This is a genomic window from Haliea salexigens DSM 19537, from assembly GCF_000423125.1.
GTDB classification, from domain to species: domain Bacteria; phylum Pseudomonadota; class Gammaproteobacteria; order Pseudomonadales; family Halieaceae; genus Haliea; species Haliea salexigens.
Genome location: NZ_AUHJ01000017.1, coordinates 26807 through 42085, shown reverse-complemented (window position 1 = coordinate 42085; position 15279 = coordinate 26807). Strand labels below are relative to the sequence as shown.

Below are 15279 nucleotides of genomic sequence, written 5' to 3'. Positions count from 1 at the left end.
TCACAACAGACGGTAATGTCCTGCCTCAAGTATAGCGGATCCGCCGACAGGGCCTCAGGGTCAAGCGGCGGTGTGCAGGCCGCACTCGCGACCATCATGCACTTTGGTGGGGTCGAAATAGTGGCGGCAGGTGGGCAGCTGGTGGCGCTGCATGTAGTCCTCGACGTCGGCCTCGGACCAATAGAAGATGGGCGCCACCTTGAGAATGCCCCGATCATCGAGGGAAACAATATCCAGTGTCTTGCGATGCTCGGTTTCCTCGCGGCGAATGCCGGTGAGCCAGATCTCCGGCTGCAGGTCATCCAGCGCCCGCGCGAACGGCTCCAGCTTCACCTGGCGCGTGAACTCGCGATGTCGCTCTTCCTCATCCACGGTGGGAATGCCGCCCATGATGGCGTTGCGTCGCTCCGAGGTCATCAACGGGCTGTAAACGCGGATATCCAGCTCGAGATCGCGAATCAGGCGCTCCGCCACCACATAGGTATCCCGCAGGTTGTAGCCCGTATCGATCCAGACGGTGGGCACCGAGCGGTCAACCTGGCTCACCAGATGCAGCATGAGCGCCGCATTGCGCCCCATGCTGGTGGTCGCAATGGTCGGGCGTCCCTGCGCCAGCGCCCACTCCACTACCGCGGGCGCGCTGGCGCCTCGCAGCATGTCATTGACGCTTTTTAAATCCATTTTCACAACAACCTTGCGTAACAGGTGTATTAGAGAACGCGAACTCTAAAGAATCAAAATTGGGCTGACAAATAACTAGATTTTATAAGGTTATATGCGGGCCTGAGCAGATGCGCCACTTTCGCTGGCCCTCAGGCACCATTGCCTCTGCCCGCCGGCGGGACAATACTTTCCGTTCAGCCGATTGGAGGAGAACACCTCATGACCAACTCACTGTGCGAGCGCCTGGGTATTGAGTACCCCATTTTCGCCTTCACCCATTGTCGCGACGTCGTTGTTGCCGTCAGCAAGGCCGGAGGCATTGGTGTACTCGGGGTGGTGGGTTTTACCCCCGAGCAGATGAAGGAAGAGCTGGACTGGATTGACGCCCACATCGGCGACCGTCCCTACGGCGTGGACATTGTCATCCCGCAGAAATACGAGGGCATGGACGCCCTGTCGGCGGAAGACATGGAGAAACAGCTGTGGGCCATGGTGCCCAAAGAGCACATTGAGTTCGCCGAACAGCTGCTGGCCAATGCGGGTGTACCGGAGTGGCCGGACGGCAGCAAGACCATGGGCCTGATGGGCTGGACCGACGCCACCGCCACACCGCTTCTGGACGAGGCACTGACGCGCCCGAAATGCCGCCTCATCGCCAACGCACTGGGCACGCCACCGGCGGATAAAATCAAACAGGTGAAAGACTCGGGGCGGCTGATTGGCGCCCTTTGTGGCAAGGTGAAGCAGGCGGTGCAGCACAAGGAAGCCGGACTCGATTTCGTTGTGGCACAGGGTGGTGAAGGCGGCGGACACACCGGAGAGGTGGGCTCTATCGTACTCTGGCCGCAAATCGTCGACGCCATTGGCGACCTGCCTATGCTGGCAGCGGGCGGGATCGGCAACGGCAGGCAGATTGCCGCCGCCATGGCGATGGGTGCAGCTGGCGTCTGGACCGGTTCACTGTGGTTGACCGTGGAAGAGGCTCACACCCAACCGGCACAGAAACAATCGCTCCTCAACGCCAGCAGTGAAGACACCGTGCGCTCTCGCTCATGGACTGGCAAACCCTGCCGCATGCTGAAAAACGACTGGACAGCGGCCTGGGACCGCGCGGACACCCCCGACCCGCTGGGCATGCCCCTGCAGGGGCTGGTGACCTCGGACGGCATTCGCCGCACCGCGGTCTATGCCGATGCCGGCGACTGCCAGAAAATTGCCTTCAATCCCTGCGGACAGGTCATCGGGCAACTGAACACCATCGAGTCATGCCGCCAGGTTATCTACCGGCTGCTGGACGAGTACGTGGATGCCGTCGACAAAGCGGGCGGCCTGTTGCCGAAAGTCTAGCGTTCAAGCAGAGCGCCCGGCCCCACAGCAGGGTGGCCAGTGGGCTCAGGCCCGACCGCTCTCCAATTCATCATAGAGCGCCAGAAACTGCTGTGTCAGCTTGTGACTGGGCGCCAGATCCACCAGCGGGCGATGTTCGTGGTGCGACTCACGCATTTTCACCGACGCGCTGAGATAGGTGGCGCACACCGGGTAGCCCTCTGCCTCCAGCTCCGCCACCAGCTCTCCCGGTAAACGCGCCTGGCTGTTGAACTGGTTGATCACAATGCCTTCCACCGCGAGGTCCGGGTTGTGGTCCTCCTGCAATTCAGCGATGTTGTCCATCAGGGAATAGAGGCTCTGGCGAGCAAAACTGTCGCAGTCGAAGGGCACCAGCACGGTGTCTGCTGCAATCAGGGCGGACTTGGAGTAAAAATTGAAATTGGGCGGGGTGTCGATGTACACCCGGTCGTATTCCGCATCCAGCTTTTGCAGCGCATCGCGCAGCTTGTAGATCTTGTAGCGCGACTCCAGCTCGCGCTCCAACTGCGTCAGCACAGGGCTGGAGGGCAGCAGGAACAGGTTTTCCCAGGGTGTTTCCCAGACGAAGGAATCCGGGTTCTGATGCATCTTGCGCGAGCCTACGGTCTGCTTGAACAGCCCGGCTGCGCCCTGCGCCTCGGCCGGAAATGCATCGGCATCAATCTCGCCCACCAGGTAGTGAGTGGTATTGCCCTGCACGTCCAGATCCACAACCAGCGTACGCAGGCCGCGGGCGGCACTGATGGCCGCCAGGTTGCAGGTGATACTGGTCTTGCCCACACCGCCCTTCTGGTTAAATACAACGCGTTTCATGGTTTCGTGCCTCCGGGCGGCTTGCTGCTGGGGCCGGGGAGTGTAGCCAATGCACCCCGCGTTGGGTAGGGGAGGCCGCCTTCAGGCGGCCCAAACGCGACGATACAGGGCCACGATATCCATTGCTTCCGGCACACGTGGGTTATTACCCGGCGAACCGGACGCCAGGGCCTGTGCTGCCATGGTGTCCAGGTTGGCAAACCAGGGTTCCTCGGCGATGCCCCACTGCCGGGGGCCGGGCACCTCCAGGTCAGCAGTGAGCTGACGCAGCCCCGCTACCAGGCGATCCGCCGCCTGCGTGTCGCTGTCATGCGCCTGCGCCAGCCCCATAACGCGGGCACACTCCGCATAGCGCTGCGGCGCATGGCCGACCGACCAGGCCGTCACCTCAGGCAGGAGCATGGCGTTACTGAGGCCGTGCGGCACATGAAACAGCGCGCCCAGCGGACGACTCATACCGTGAATGAGGGTGACAGACGCGTTGGCAAAGGCGATGCCGCCCTGGGTGGCCGCCAGCATCATGGCCTCGCGCGCTTCCCGGTTGTCGGGGTCCTCACAGGCCGTGCGCAAGTGCCGGCTGATACTGGCCAGCGCGGTCAGGGCAATACTGTCGGTAAAGGCATTGGCCTTGCGGCTGACATACGCTTCCAGCGCGTGGCAGAGGCTGTCCAGGCCTGTGTCGGCCGTTAACCGATGGGGCATACTCAGGGTCAGCTCAAAATCCACCAGCGCGGCGACCGGCACCAGACCCAGCCCCATACAGAGCATCTTTTCCTGCGTGAGCGTGTCGGTGATCACGGCCGCGCGCGTCACTTCGGCACCCGTCCCCGCCGTCGTGGGAATGGCAATAACCGGCAGACCGCTGGGAACAGTAGCCGGCACTGCGAAATCGCGCATAGCACCGCCGTGCAGTGCCAACACCGACACCGCTTTCGCCGTGTCCAGCGAACTGCCGCCTCCCAGCGCCACCAAGCAATCAAAATCCCCACTGCGCAACTGCGACAGACAGGCTGCAACACTGTCTGTTGTCGGGTCGGGAACGCATTCGGCGAACACCGGGCAGGCGATACCGGCCCGCATGAGCGGCTGCAACAACCGCTCCGCAAAGCCCCGCTCGGCCAGAAAAGGGTCCGTCACCAGCAGCGGCCGGGCCAGACCCAATTCGCCCAGCGTGTCCAACAGTGTCGCACTGGCACCGGCCCCGATGCGCAGGATGCGCGGCAGGTGGATACTGGCCGGCGCCATAACGCTCACTCCTCAATGCCGAGCAAATGGATCTCAAACACCAGCGCCGTATTCGGTGGAATAGCGTCACCGGCACCCTGCGCACCGTAGGCCAGCGCCGGCGGACAGGCGATGCGCCATTTATCGCCAATGCGCATCAGCTGCAGCGCCTCGGTCCACCCTGGAATCACCTCGTGGACACCAAAACGGGCCGGTTCCCCGCGATCCACGGAGCTGTCGAATACCGTACCGTCAACAAAGGTGCCATGATAGTGGGTGACAACATTGCTGCGCGGCCCGGGGCTGGCGCCCTCACCCGCCTCCAGCACCTCATACTGCAAACCGCTGGCTGTGGTGCTGACTGCGGGGCGCTGCGCATTGGCCTGCATGAACTGTGCAGCCAACGCCTCGCGCTTCGCCACCAGCTCGGCGGCAACGGCCTCCTGTTTGGCCTTGATGGCATCGTAGCTGGGGTTCAGTTCGCCGTCGGCAAGCAGTGACTGGCGTTCGTTGTACCAGTGCTGCAGGCCCGCCATGACCGCCGCCAGGTCCAGCCCCGGGAAGTCGTTACGCAGCAGCTGGTCGCCAAACTGCAGGCCGAAACCGTAGCTGACTTTCTGTTCATCGGTGGTCAGTTCGACCTCGGGTTGTAGTGGCATGCGGGGCTCCGGTATCGGCTGTTTACGAGTAGGGGCACAGTATATCAGGGAGGGTGAAGAGTGGGTTGTTGCGGGTGGGGGTGGGGGTGGGTGCTGTGGGTGGGTGCTTCGGGGTGGCGGCCCGTCGGGCCGCTGCGCCGCTCCGGAGCACGGGGGTCTTTTTGCTCCACTGCGGGCGCATGCGGCGCGCGGTCCTTTGGGTGTTTTTGCGCTGCCGTTTGGCGGCGTGATGATTTACTGGTCTTGCACATACCAAGGCTGCCAACTGCTTGGGAGGCGTTTGCGTACTAGCAGGGCTGGTGTTTGGCAGGGCCTAAGGGGAGGCTGTGTTCGCGCCGACGCCCTCCGAGTCCGCAAAAAGACCCCCGCACACCGGATCAACGCGGGTGGAAACCTCGGCTATGAAGCCCCACTCAATACGAAGCCCCGCTCCATTCGTCAACGTACCCGCGTTGATTTGCGCGGTGGGTTGTTTCCTGCGGACTTGGAGGGCGTCGGTGCGCCCCCACAACTCTCTTAAACGCACCCCACCACCAGCCCTGCTAGTGCGTAAAAGCCACCCCAAGAACACCGCCACCATGACAAGTGACCAAATACCTTCGGCAATCGACCGGCAGAAGGTAGCGCAAAAACACCCAAAGGACGGCGCGCCGCATGCGCCCGGAATGGAGCAGGAAATAACGCGCCGTGCAAAGCGACGCAGCGGCCCAACGGGCCGCCGACTGAATGAGACGGCGCCAAAAAAGACATCACCCCAACGTCAGGGCAACTCACGCACCCGGTGCCGCTGATATCGCTCCGCCGTCATCTCCGTATGCCAGATATCAAAACGTCCCGACTCCAGGTCGTCATAGGCCTGAAAAATCGAATCGTTCACCTCGGGATAAGCCACCTGCCCCCAGGGGCATTCCTCACGCGAAAAAAAACCGGCGTCCAGCGACTCCGGCCCCGGACACAAAGACTCGTCGCTTACACGGGCCCGAAACGCCACATACACCTGATTGATGAACGTGATTGTGCCCATCATATAAAACGACAGCTCGGATGCCGGCAGCACCACGCCCGCTTCCTCACGCAACTCGCGCGCCGCGCCTTCCGCCAGTGTCTCATCCTGCTCCAGAAAGCCGCCCGGTATGGCCCAGGACCCCACCTTGGGGGGCAGGGCACGCTGCACCCAGAGCAGACGCTTGTCGCACGCGATAAACGTGGTCACCACGATCATCGGGTGATCGTAGTGCAGACGCGCGCAGGCGGTGCAGCGCCAGTGGTTGCGCGGCTCGCCGCCGACCACGTGGGGTTCCAGCCTTGCGCCACATTGAGGGCAGTAACGGGTCATCGGCGCTGCGCCCTGCGCGGGCACGTGTCTCCTGAGGCATGAGTCAAAAGGGCAAAAATAGCACTTTGCCTGAACAAAAGCATCGGCACTACACTGTGCGCCTTTCAATTCAAGGAGTGAGGCCGTGCATCGCGACCCCCAGGTGCAACTGTTACTGACCGGCAACGAAATCATGAGCGGCGACACCGTCGACTCCAATTCGGCCCTGATCGCCCAGCGACTCGCGGACATCGGGCTGGGTATTTACCGCAAGGTCACCGTGGGCGACGACCGGGCACTACTGTGCCGGGAGCTGACGGCGATGGCCTCCAGTGCGGATGTCCTGATCGTCAACGGCGGGCTCGGGCCTACGGTGGACGATTTGACCGCTGTGGTGTTGGCAGAAGCCGCGGGGGTGCCACTGGAGGAGCACCCCCAGGCGGTCGCGCACCTGGAGGCCTGGTGTGGGCGGCGCAATATCCCGCTGGATGCCGCCAACCGCAAGCAGGCACAGCTGCCCGCGGGGTCCCGCATCGTGGACAACGCCATTGGCAGCGCTGTGGGCTTTGAACTTTACCTGGGTAAGTGCCGGGTGATCTGTACGCCAGGCGTGCCGGGGGAGCTGCGCCGCATGCTCGACCTGATCGTCGACGACCTCGCTGCCGCCCTGACCCGACCGGCGCAACGGCACATTCTCCGCTTGCAAACCTTTGGCCTGGGGGAGTCCAGTGCACAGCAACTGATCAACGATGCCATCCCGGACTGGCCCGCCGCGGTGGAGCTGGGTTTTCGCGCCGGGGCGCCCCAGATGGAGATCAAGCTGGCCGTGGCCGATGCCGCCGACCTGCCGTTGCGCGAGCGGTGTGAGCAGCGGCTGCGGGAGCTGGTGGGCGACCACATCATCGGCGAAGGCGACACGCAACTGGCGGCAAAGGTACTGGAACTGTTGAGCGCGCGCGGGCAGACCCTGACGACGGCAGAATCCTGCACCGGCGGGCTGATCGCCAGCCAGCTCACACGTATTCCGGGATCATCGCAGGCCTTTCACGCGGGCTTTGTGACCTACGCCAACGATATCAAGTCGAGCGTGCTCGGGGTCAGCGACGCGACGCTGGCAAGCCACGGTGCGGTGAGTGAGGCGGTGGTGCGGGAGATGGCCCTGGGTGCCCTGGAGCGGGCCCGGGCCGACTACGCCATTGCCGTCTCGGGCGTTGCCGGGCCGGAGGGCGGCACGCCCGACAAGCCGGTGGGCACGGTCTGGCTGGCCTGGGGAACGGCTGAGGATTTACGCACCCGCTGCCTGCTGTGGCCAGTGGAACGCACGCTGTTCCAGACCATGATTGCCGCTGCCGGCCTGGACATGATTCGGCGGCAACTGCTGGGACTCCACAGCGAGCCCCGTTACTTCGCGCAGCGGCGCGCGCGCTGACTACCCGGCAGCGGGTTGCGTGGCCGGCGCCCGGTGCCACACCAGCGTGTGGTACCGGACAGTGCCGGCCACCTCGTCCTTGCCGGTCAACACCAGCGTCTGCCCGTCCAGTTCGGCGTGGCGCAGCTGCTCGGTACCCGGAAAGTTCGGGTTCAGGCTTTGCGTCACGTAATGCACCACGCTGCCATTGACCACACGGTAACGCCCCGCGTAGTGAAAATAACTGCTGTAGGCTGACGCGCGCTGCGCATCGGGCACTTTCCGCGGGCTGGCATCCTCCGGCAAGCGGGCGCGCTCACGTCGATTGATGGAAGCACTCATCCAGCCATCTGCCGTATACACGAGCAGACCCAGGGGGTCCTCGCCGAAGGGGCTGCTAAAGTCATCCCGGCCCTCGTAGCCAATTGACCACGACTCCAACTGCCAGGCGCCAACCAGTTGCTGCTGTTCAACCATTGCTCTGCTTCACTCCTTGACCACGTGCCATTCTGTTCACGGTTGCAGGCGCTCTATGCGCCAGCCGTCGCCTTCCCGGTAGTAACGGAACCGGTCGTGCAGGCGATGCGCTCCACCTTGCCAGAACTCGATCCGCTCTGGAACAACCCGGTACCCGCCCCAGAAGTCCGGCACCGGGATATCGCCCTGGGCAAACTTGCGCCGCAGGGCGTTCATCTGCGATTCCAGCACCGCGCGCGCCGACACCGGCCGACTCTGGCGCGATGCCAGCGCTGCGAGCTGGCTCTCCCGCGGGCGGCTGAGGAAATAGCGCGCCGACTCCAGTGCCGACAGGCGCTCCGCCCGGCCGGCAACAATCACCTGACGCTCCAGCATATTCCATGGAAACAGCAACGACACCTGCGGGTGGCGGCTGATGTCCGCCGCCTTCGCACTGCTGTAATTGGTATAGAACACAAAGCCACGGGTGGCGACATCTTTGAGCAGCACGATACGCTGCCAGGGGCCGCCATCTGCATCCAGCGTGGCCAGCACCATCGCCGTGGGGTCGGTAATCTCGCTCTCCACTGCCTGCTGCAACCAGGTCTCGAACTGGGCAATGGGACAGGGTGCCAGCATCTCGCGCCGGAGTCCGCCGGCCAGATACTCGCGCCTGAATTCCTCGTAATTCACTGCATTAGTCCTGCAAACAAAGCGGCATTATAGATCATCGGATGTGCTGGGAACGACCGGCGCGCGCTGTTGCATGGCGGGTATCTGGGGGAACGGAAACAATTGTCGCCACTGCGCGCCGAAATCGTCCTGCGGCGTACGCGAGAACGCCGCCTGGTAACGGCTACTCAGCAGGGCCGTCAGCTCATCCTCACTGGCGCCGCCGAGCAGCACCGCCGCCTCAAGCAAACCCTCGAGGCGCAGGCGCTGTGCCGGCGGCGCATCCAGCCCCTCGGCGAGCTGTGCAAACAGGCTATCGAGACGCTCCGTTATGTGCTCAAGCAGTGTATTCACTCCGCCCTGCCTCCCCGGTGTGACGACAGCCTGTGAGTATGCGTTGCCTGCCAAAACAGGTAAAGTGCGGCCCTTCGGCGCCGGAGGATCCACCTGATGAAACTGACCCGTTACCTGATTATTCTGCTGGGCGTGACTCTGCTGCCCGCCCCCCTCGCGCAGGCACAGGTGCCCGCCGCAGAAGAACCGATTATCGACTTCGGCAGCCGCTTCCTGCCCACCGTAGCGCGCGAGGGTATGGTCGTCGGCCCCGAACGGCTTGCCGCCGAAATTGGCCTCGATGTACTGCGTCGCGGTGGCAATGCAGTGGATGCTGCGGTCGCCACCGGCTTTGCGCTGGCGGTAAGCTACCCGCGCGCCGGGAATCTGGGGGGCGGCGGCTTCATGCTGGTGCATCTGGCCGAGGAGGACCGGCAGACGCTGATCGACTACCGCGAAACAGCCCCCGCCAGCGCCACGCGCGACCTGTTCCTGAATGCACAGGGCGAGGTGGACCGGCAACGGGCCTACTTCAGCCACCAGTCCGCCGGTGTTCCCGGCACCGTGGCGGGCCTGGTGCTGGCCCAGAAGCGCTACGGCACATTGCCCCTCGCGAAGGTCATGGCACCAGCCATCGCCCTGGCCCGCGACGGGCTGGAGGTCTCCTTCGCGCTCAACCAGGAAATCGCCGCGCGCGCCGAACGCCTGGCCACCAACGCCGAGGCGCGCAAACTGTTCTTCGATGCCGAGGGGCGCGTTCCCGCGATTGGTGCCCGCTGGCAGCAACCGGACCTGGCCTGGACGCTGGAGCAGATTGCCAGAGAAGGACACGAGGGCTTCTATACAGGGGAGGTGGCTGACCGTATTCTCGCGGAGATGAAGGCGGGGGATGGCCTGATCAGCCGCGCGGATCTGGCGGCCTACCGCGCGATCGAGCGCGAGCCGGTCCGCGGTCGCTACAAGGATTTCGAGGTCGTATCCACACCACCCCCCTCTTCCGGCGGCATCCACATCATCCAGATACTGAACATCCTGGAGGGCTATGACCTCCAGGCCATGGGGCACAACAGCGCCGCCTACATTCACCATCTGGCGGAGGCGATGAAACTGGCCTATGCCGACCGTAGCCGCTACCTGGCAGACCCCGATTTCGAGCCCGTGCCGGTCGACGCGCTTATCGACAAGGCGTATGCCGAGCGGCAACGCGCCCTGATCAAACCCGGCCGTGCAACCCCGGCGGAGGAGATTGCGCCGGGCAAAGTACTGGTCGACGCCAGCCATGACACCACCCATTACACCGTAGCCGACCGCTTCGGTAATGTGGTGAGTAATACCTACACGCTCAATTTCAGCTTTGGCTCACACATCGCCGTGCCGGGAACAGGCATGCTGCTGAACAACGAAATGGCCGATTTTGCCGCCAACCCGGGTCAGCCCAACCCCTTTGGCCTGGTGGAGGGCGAAGCCAACAGCATCGAGGGGGGCAAGCGCCCCCTGTCGTCCATGAGCCCCACCATGGTGTTCCGCGAGGGCAAACCCTGGATTGCCACCGGCAGCCCCGGCGGCAGCCTCATCATCACCTCGGTACTGCAAACGGTGCTCAATGCCATGGCTTTCGACATGAACATTGCCACAGCGGCGGCGGAACCGCGGGTGCACCACCAGTGGCAGCCGGACAAACTGGTTGTCGAGCAGGGCGTCAGCCCGGATACCCTGAGCCTGCTGCGCGCACTGGGGCACAACGTGGACATTGCCGGGCGCACGCTGGGTCGCACGCAGTCGATCATGCTGGAACGGGGTTACCTGCTGGGTGCGACCGACACCCGTCGGCCCGGGGGATACGTTGCCGGCTACTGAGCCCGCGGCAGCCGGACCTTGGCCGTCTGGCGGCTGATGGCAACCAGGTTGCCGGCGCTATCCCAATACTCGCCATCTTCCTCGATCACGCCGGAAGTAAGGTGTTTGGAGAACAAACGCGCCTGCAGGGGGCCAGGCGCCGGCAATCCGCGCAACTGTACGGTCAACTCCACCGTGGGCACCCAACCCACCACACCCAGCACGTCGAATACGGGGGGCGGAAAAGCATCTGCGAACATGAGCAGGGCGATAGCGTCGGGTGGGGCGCCATCCGCGTGCTGTACCCAGCCGCGAAATTCGCCGCTGCCGCTGGGCTCGCCGCCACGGAATACGGCTGCCTCCTCCACCAGACGAATGTCGACTCGCTGCCTGAATTCCAGGCCACTGTCGCCGCCGCTCACACACGCCTCCCAGGCCGGAAAATGGGGTCGAGCCTGCCCTGACCAGCTCGGGCCCTGCAAGCGTGCCAGCGTGGTGTAGGCCGCAGTCACCACCATCTTCAACTCACCGTCCTGGTACAGGCGCGCGCTGGCATGGCTGGTGTTGCCACCTGCGCGCAGCAGCTCGACACGGCACTCGACCGGCCCGAGCGTGGTGGGCGCCAGGTAGAACGCGTTGACGGCCAGCGGATCCTTGTGCGGCAGCGCCTCGCTCAGCGCCCTGCCGGCAATGGCCAGCACATACCCGCCATTGGGCACCGCGCCGATGCGCCAGCCTGCATGTAACTCCGCCGTCCACAGATTCTCGCCGCGCCGTTGCACGGCGGTTTCCAGGGCAAACTGGCTGGGCGTGACAGGCTCTGACATGACGGCTCCGGAATCGGGTGGACGAAAATGCGCCAAAACAGGCGCAGCCGCGTATTTTGTGTGCGGCTGGCGTAAATGTATATACTTGAACGGCGCTGGTCGCTCCTACCGGGCCCGAACAAGCGCTTTCGCGATGGTGATCGATGCCATGAAAGGACTGTATTTTGCGGCGCTCCTGTTGGCAGGTGCGCTCGGCGCGAACCAGGGGTTCGCTGACACACTACCCGCGGCGCCCACCGACGACACCGCGACAGATGATGCGGCTCAAGCGCCAGTCGCCAGCCGCGACATAGACACCCGGGCACAACGGCGCGCGCTGCAGGAGGCCATCACCAACCTCGAAAGCGAGTACGGCGCCTACAGCCCGGTGCTGCCCGAGCGGCTCCTGAGCCTGGGGCTGGCCCTGCAGTCGGAGGGGCGCCACGCCGAAGCCGCCGCGGTATTCAAACGCGGCACCCACCTGGCCCGGGTGAGCACCGGCCTCTACAGCCTCGACCAACTGCCCCTGTTGGAGTCCGAAATCGCCAGCCTGCAGGCCCTGGGGGACTATCGGGCCGTCGATGACCGGCAGCGCTACCTGTACCGCGTTCAAAGCAAGGCTCCGCTCTCTTCTGCGCAGCGCGTGCGGGCCTACGTACAGCAAGCCGACTGGCAGCGACAGGCCTTCCTGCTGAACATGGATGAGGAGCCAGGCTTGCGCCTGCTGCAAATGTGGGAGTACTACCGGCTGGCGCTGACTGAGGTGCTTGACCAGAGCGGCGATACCTCCCGCGACCTTCTGCCCCCCCTGTACGGCATGCTGCAGGCGCAGTACCTGATTGCCGGGTATCGCTGGCCCGATAGCGGGGACAACACGGGCAATGGCTTCACCAGCAACAACCTGCGCCCGCTGGGCAACAGCTACCTGAGGGACAATTTCAACAAGGGCCGGGCGGTACTGCAGGCGATTTACGATCTCGAACAGCTACACGGCAGCGCCGACCCCCAGGCAGGGGCGCGCGCGCAGACCCTCATGGGTGACTGGTTGCTGTGGCACGGCGACAGTGAAGGCGCCATGGCGGAGTATGCGAAGGTGCTCGCGGAACTTGCGGACGATGCCGCTGCCCAAGCCTTGTACAATGAGCTATTTGCCGAGCCTGTGCCGCTGCCGGCCCTGGACGGCCTTGATGTACATGGGCCTCTCGCTGTCGAGGGGGATGGGGATATACTACTGGGGTTTAACGTCGCGGCCGACGGCAAGGTCTCAGACCTGCAACGACTGGATGATTCCGGTGTGGCAAACGGACTCGCCAATCGGCTCATGCGCAGCTTGCGCAACACCCCGTTCCGACCGCGATTCGACCTCGCTTCCGGCACGCCGGTCGCCACCGACAACCTGGTTATGGCCTATGACAGTACACGCTGAAACATCACATGCATCGACCCTGCTGCGCAGCGCGGGCTGCGCTGCATTGTGCCTGATGCTGGCGGGCTGCCCCAGTGCCAGCAACCCCACCCAGTCGCCCTCATCACCCAGCACACCCTCCGCGTCATCGAGCAGCGGCAGCCCGAGCGCATCGTCTTCCAGCTCATCGTCCTCCAGCAGTAGCCCGAGCTCACCCGCCAGCGGCAGCAGCTCATCAATGCCCTCTACAGCGGGCGGCTCACCCGGCAGCAGCGCGGGCACGCCCGACACGGGTACGTCCGGAGCCCAGGACACTGCGCAGGCCGGTGGCGTAACGCAGGCGACACCCGCATCCGCTACCGGTAGCGACCAAGGTACAGACGGCGACCAGGGCACAGCCAGTGCGAGCGCCGGCGACCCCGCAGGCGGCGGGCAACCGGCGGGTGAACCGGGATTTGAAGCCAGCACCGGCGGTGCCGCCCTGCCCGACATGCGCGACAACCCAACGCTGGACCCCGGCACCCTCGCCGCTCTCGAAGCGGCCATGGAAGCCGCCGCTCAAGGCGGCAATGCGGGCACGGGGGAAGGCGCCGGCACCGGCAGCGAAACGGGTGCAGCGTCGGGGCAATGGCCGGGTGACACCCAAGGTAGCTCGCCAGGCAATGCCGGTGCCGGCACCGGGCCACTGACCCCGGCGGAACAAGTGGCAATTCTCGATGCGCGGCTGGAAGCCGGTGCGGGCGATTTCGACACCATGATTCTTGAAGAACAGGCCCGCCAGCGCAGCGCGCGCCGCGCCAGCAGTGACGACACACCCGCCTCAGAGTCCGCGGGTGGCGCCCCGGCCGGTGGCCGCGAGGGGCCCTACGGCGAAGATATCACCGTGGCCGGAGCCGGCGGCGGGCGCGGCAGCGTCAACACGCCCGGGCGCTCGGCCCCCGCCAATACGGCCCGCTACCCGGCACCTGACGACATACCCAGCGGCAACGACGACGATGTCGTCGCCCGACAGCTGCGCGAAGCGGCCATGCGTGAGCCCGACCCTGCAGTACGCGAAAAGCTCTGGGATGAATACCGCAAATACAAGGGACTCACTCCATGACCACCGCCCGGCTTGCGCTTGCTGCGCTGCTGCTGGTCACGCTGACCGCTTGTGTCAACCAGACCGTCAAAACCTCCGCGGTGCCACCACTGGAGCGCCCAACCGAGGTCGCGCCCGAGACGGCGCTGCTGGACGTTGGCGTACTGGTGTTCGACCCCGGCCTCGATGAGTATGAAGAGGATCAGCAAATCTACCCCGAGGTGCGCAAGGCGGAGGCGCGCTTTATGCCCCGACTGCTCGCCGAGGCCATGCAGAACAGCGGTGCCTGGGGTGCGGTGCGCGTCATTCCCTCCGATCGCCAGACTGTTGACTTGCTGGTACGGGGGCGCATTGTGCACTCGGACGGTGAAACCCTCGAGTTGCACATCGTCGCGCGCGATGCCCGCGGAGCCGAATGGCTGGACAAGACCTACGAGGCGAACGCCAGTAAGTATGCCTATGCGCCAACAACGCGCACCAGCTACGACCCGTTTCAGGCCATTTACCACACCATTGCCAACGATCTGGCGCGGCAGCAGGAAAGCCTGACCCTGGCCCAGCGCGAGGATATCCGCCTGATTACCGAACTGCAGTTTGCCCGCAGCTTTTCTCCTGAAGCCTTCGACGGCTATCTCTCGGAGAACCGCAAGGGTGTCGTGGAGGTCAGCCGCCTGCCCGCAGATGACGACCCCATGCTGGAGCGCATCCGCAGCATCCGCGAGCGCGACCAGCTGTTCGTCGACACACTGCAGGAGCACTACGGCTACTTCAGCGGCGAAATGCAGGTGCCCTACCAGGAGTGGCGCAAGATGAGCTACGAAGAGGCCATTGCGCTGCAGGAATTACAGGCTGAGAGTCGGCGCAACCTGATCGCCGGCGGTGCGGCGATCCTTGCCGGCATCTATGCGGCGGGCAGCAGTGAACGCTCCAGCAGAGCTGCCGGCAACGTCGCCATCATCGGCGGTGGCTATTTGCTCAAGAGTGGCCTGGAAAAACGCGCCGAGGCCCAGATTCACGTTGCCGCACTGGAAGAGCTGGGCATGTCGCTGGAAGCGGAAATTACGCCGCAGGTCATTGAACTGGAAGACCGCACTGTAATGCTCAGCGGCAACGTCGAAGAACAGTACGCCCAGTGGCGCGAACTGCTGGCGGACATCTACCAGGCCGAAGTCGGTCTGCTGGAACCCCTTCCAACCGTCGACAACCCCTGACCCAGGGACCAGCCGCCACAAGGCCCATA

At 64.3% G+C, this 15279-nt stretch carries 15 protein-coding genes; 6 read left to right on the top strand and 9 right to left on the bottom strand.

From position 1 onward, the window contains the following. Positions 1-60: 60 nt before the first annotated feature. The gene (locus G533_RS0115705) at positions 61-681 is read right to left on the bottom strand and encodes a phosphoadenosine phosphosulfate reductase domain-containing protein (RefSeq protein ID WP_035528503.1); all 621 of its coding nucleotides are present in this window, start codon (positions 679-681) and stop codon (positions 61-63) included. A 201-nt stretch (positions 682-882) separates the two neighbouring features. Here G533_RS0115705 and G533_RS0115700 point away from each other — a divergent pair, with 201 nt between their 5' ends. Beyond that, positions 883-2010 (top strand): nitronate monooxygenase, encoded by a 1128-nt coding sequence (locus tag G533_RS0115700; protein ID WP_027950789.1) that lies wholly within the window; start codon positions 883-885, stop codon positions 2008-2010. A 45-nt stretch (positions 2011-2055) separates the two neighbouring features. Here the strand turns inward: G533_RS0115700 and G533_RS0115695 are convergent, their stop codons facing one another. The 4 genes from G533_RS0115695 to G533_RS0115675 all read right to left on the bottom strand — a co-directional run bounded on the left by G533_RS0115695 (position 2056) and on the right by G533_RS0115675 (position 6087). Next, complete coding sequence (locus G533_RS0115695) at positions 2056-2844, bottom strand: ParA family protein (RefSeq protein WP_027950788.1); 789 nt, start codon at positions 2842-2844, stop codon at positions 2056-2058. Between the two features lie 81 nt (positions 2845-2925). Continuing rightward, positions 2926-4089: an iron-containing alcohol dehydrogenase gene (locus G533_RS0115690; RefSeq protein WP_027950787.1), complete on the bottom strand. Its 1164-nt coding sequence runs from the start codon at positions 4087-4089 to the stop codon at positions 2926-2928. A gap of 5 nt (positions 4090-4094) precedes the next feature. Then, positions 4095-4727 carry an FKBP-type peptidyl-prolyl cis-trans isomerase gene (locus G533_RS0115685; RefSeq protein ID WP_027950786.1) on the bottom strand — a complete coding sequence of 211 codons (633 nt, stop codon included), beginning with the start codon at positions 4725-4727 and terminating at the stop codon, positions 4095-4097. A 760-nt stretch (positions 4728-5487) separates the two neighbouring features. Continuing rightward, on the bottom strand, positions 5488-6087 hold the full coding sequence (locus G533_RS0115675; protein WP_158413428.1) for an NUDIX hydrolase: 600 nt from the start codon (positions 6085-6087) through the stop codon (positions 5488-5490). Between the two features lie 100 nt (positions 6088-6187). Between G533_RS0115675 and G533_RS0115670 the strand changes: the two genes are divergently transcribed. Next, positions 6188-7471 carry a CinA family nicotinamide mononucleotide deamidase-related protein gene (locus G533_RS0115670; RefSeq protein WP_027950783.1) on the top strand — a complete coding sequence of 428 codons (1284 nt, stop codon included), beginning with the start codon at positions 6188-6190 and terminating at the stop codon, positions 7469-7471. Here G533_RS0115670 and G533_RS0115665 read toward each other — a convergent pair whose 3' ends face one another. The 3 genes from G533_RS0115665 to G533_RS0115655 are packed head-to-tail and all read right to left on the bottom strand — an operon-like array spanning position 7472 to position 8932. After that, a complete protein-coding gene (locus G533_RS0115665; RefSeq protein ID WP_027950782.1) occupies positions 7472-7927 on the bottom strand; it encodes a lipocalin-like domain-containing protein in 456 nt (151 codons plus the stop codon). Between the two features lie 36 nt (positions 7928-7963). Then, a complete protein-coding gene (gene pdxH, locus G533_RS0115660; protein WP_027950781.1) occupies positions 7964-8599 on the bottom strand; it encodes a pyridoxamine 5'-phosphate oxidase in 636 nt (211 codons plus the stop codon). 27 nt (positions 8600-8626) lie between these two features. Next, positions 8627-8932 carry a hypothetical protein gene (locus G533_RS0115655; protein WP_027950780.1) on the bottom strand — a complete coding sequence of 102 codons (306 nt, stop codon included), beginning with the start codon at positions 8930-8932 and terminating at the stop codon, positions 8627-8629. Positions 8933-9028: 96 nt separating this feature from the next. On the opposite strand from G533_RS0115655, the gene ggt reads away from it, so the two are divergent. Continuing rightward, positions 9029-10768 (top strand): gamma-glutamyltransferase, encoded by a 1740-nt coding sequence (ggt, locus tag G533_RS0115650; RefSeq protein ID WP_027950779.1) that lies wholly within the window; start codon positions 9029-9031, stop codon positions 10766-10768. On the opposite strand, the gene G533_RS0115645 is transcribed toward ggt, so the two are convergent. After that, positions 10762-11574, bottom strand: coding sequence for a thioesterase family protein (locus G533_RS0115645; RefSeq protein ID WP_027950778.1), 813 nt, complete (start codon positions 11572-11574; stop codon positions 10762-10764). The two genes, ggt and G533_RS0115645, sit on opposite strands and share 7 nt — an antisense overlap. A gap of 148 nt (positions 11575-11722) precedes the next feature. Between G533_RS0115645 and G533_RS0115640 the strand changes: the two genes are divergently transcribed. The 3 genes from G533_RS0115640 to G533_RS0115625 are packed head-to-tail and all read left to right on the top strand — an operon-like array spanning position 11723 to position 15250. Then, positions 11723-12979 (top strand): hypothetical protein, encoded by a 1257-nt coding sequence (locus tag G533_RS0115640; protein ID WP_144079910.1) that lies wholly within the window; start codon positions 11723-11725, stop codon positions 12977-12979. After that, positions 12963-14060: a hypothetical protein gene (locus G533_RS0115630; RefSeq protein ID WP_144079909.1), complete on the top strand. Its 1098-nt coding sequence runs from the start codon at positions 12963-12965 to the stop codon at positions 14058-14060. The genes G533_RS0115640 and G533_RS0115630 overlap by 17 nt, the downstream gene beginning before the upstream one ends. Continuing rightward, entirely contained in the window at positions 14057-15250 is a 1194-nt protein-coding gene (locus G533_RS0115625; RefSeq protein WP_027950775.1) for a hypothetical protein, read from the top strand. Before G533_RS0115630 ends, G533_RS0115625 begins: the two co-directional genes overlap by 4 nt. Positions 15251-15279 lie beyond the last annotated feature (29 nt).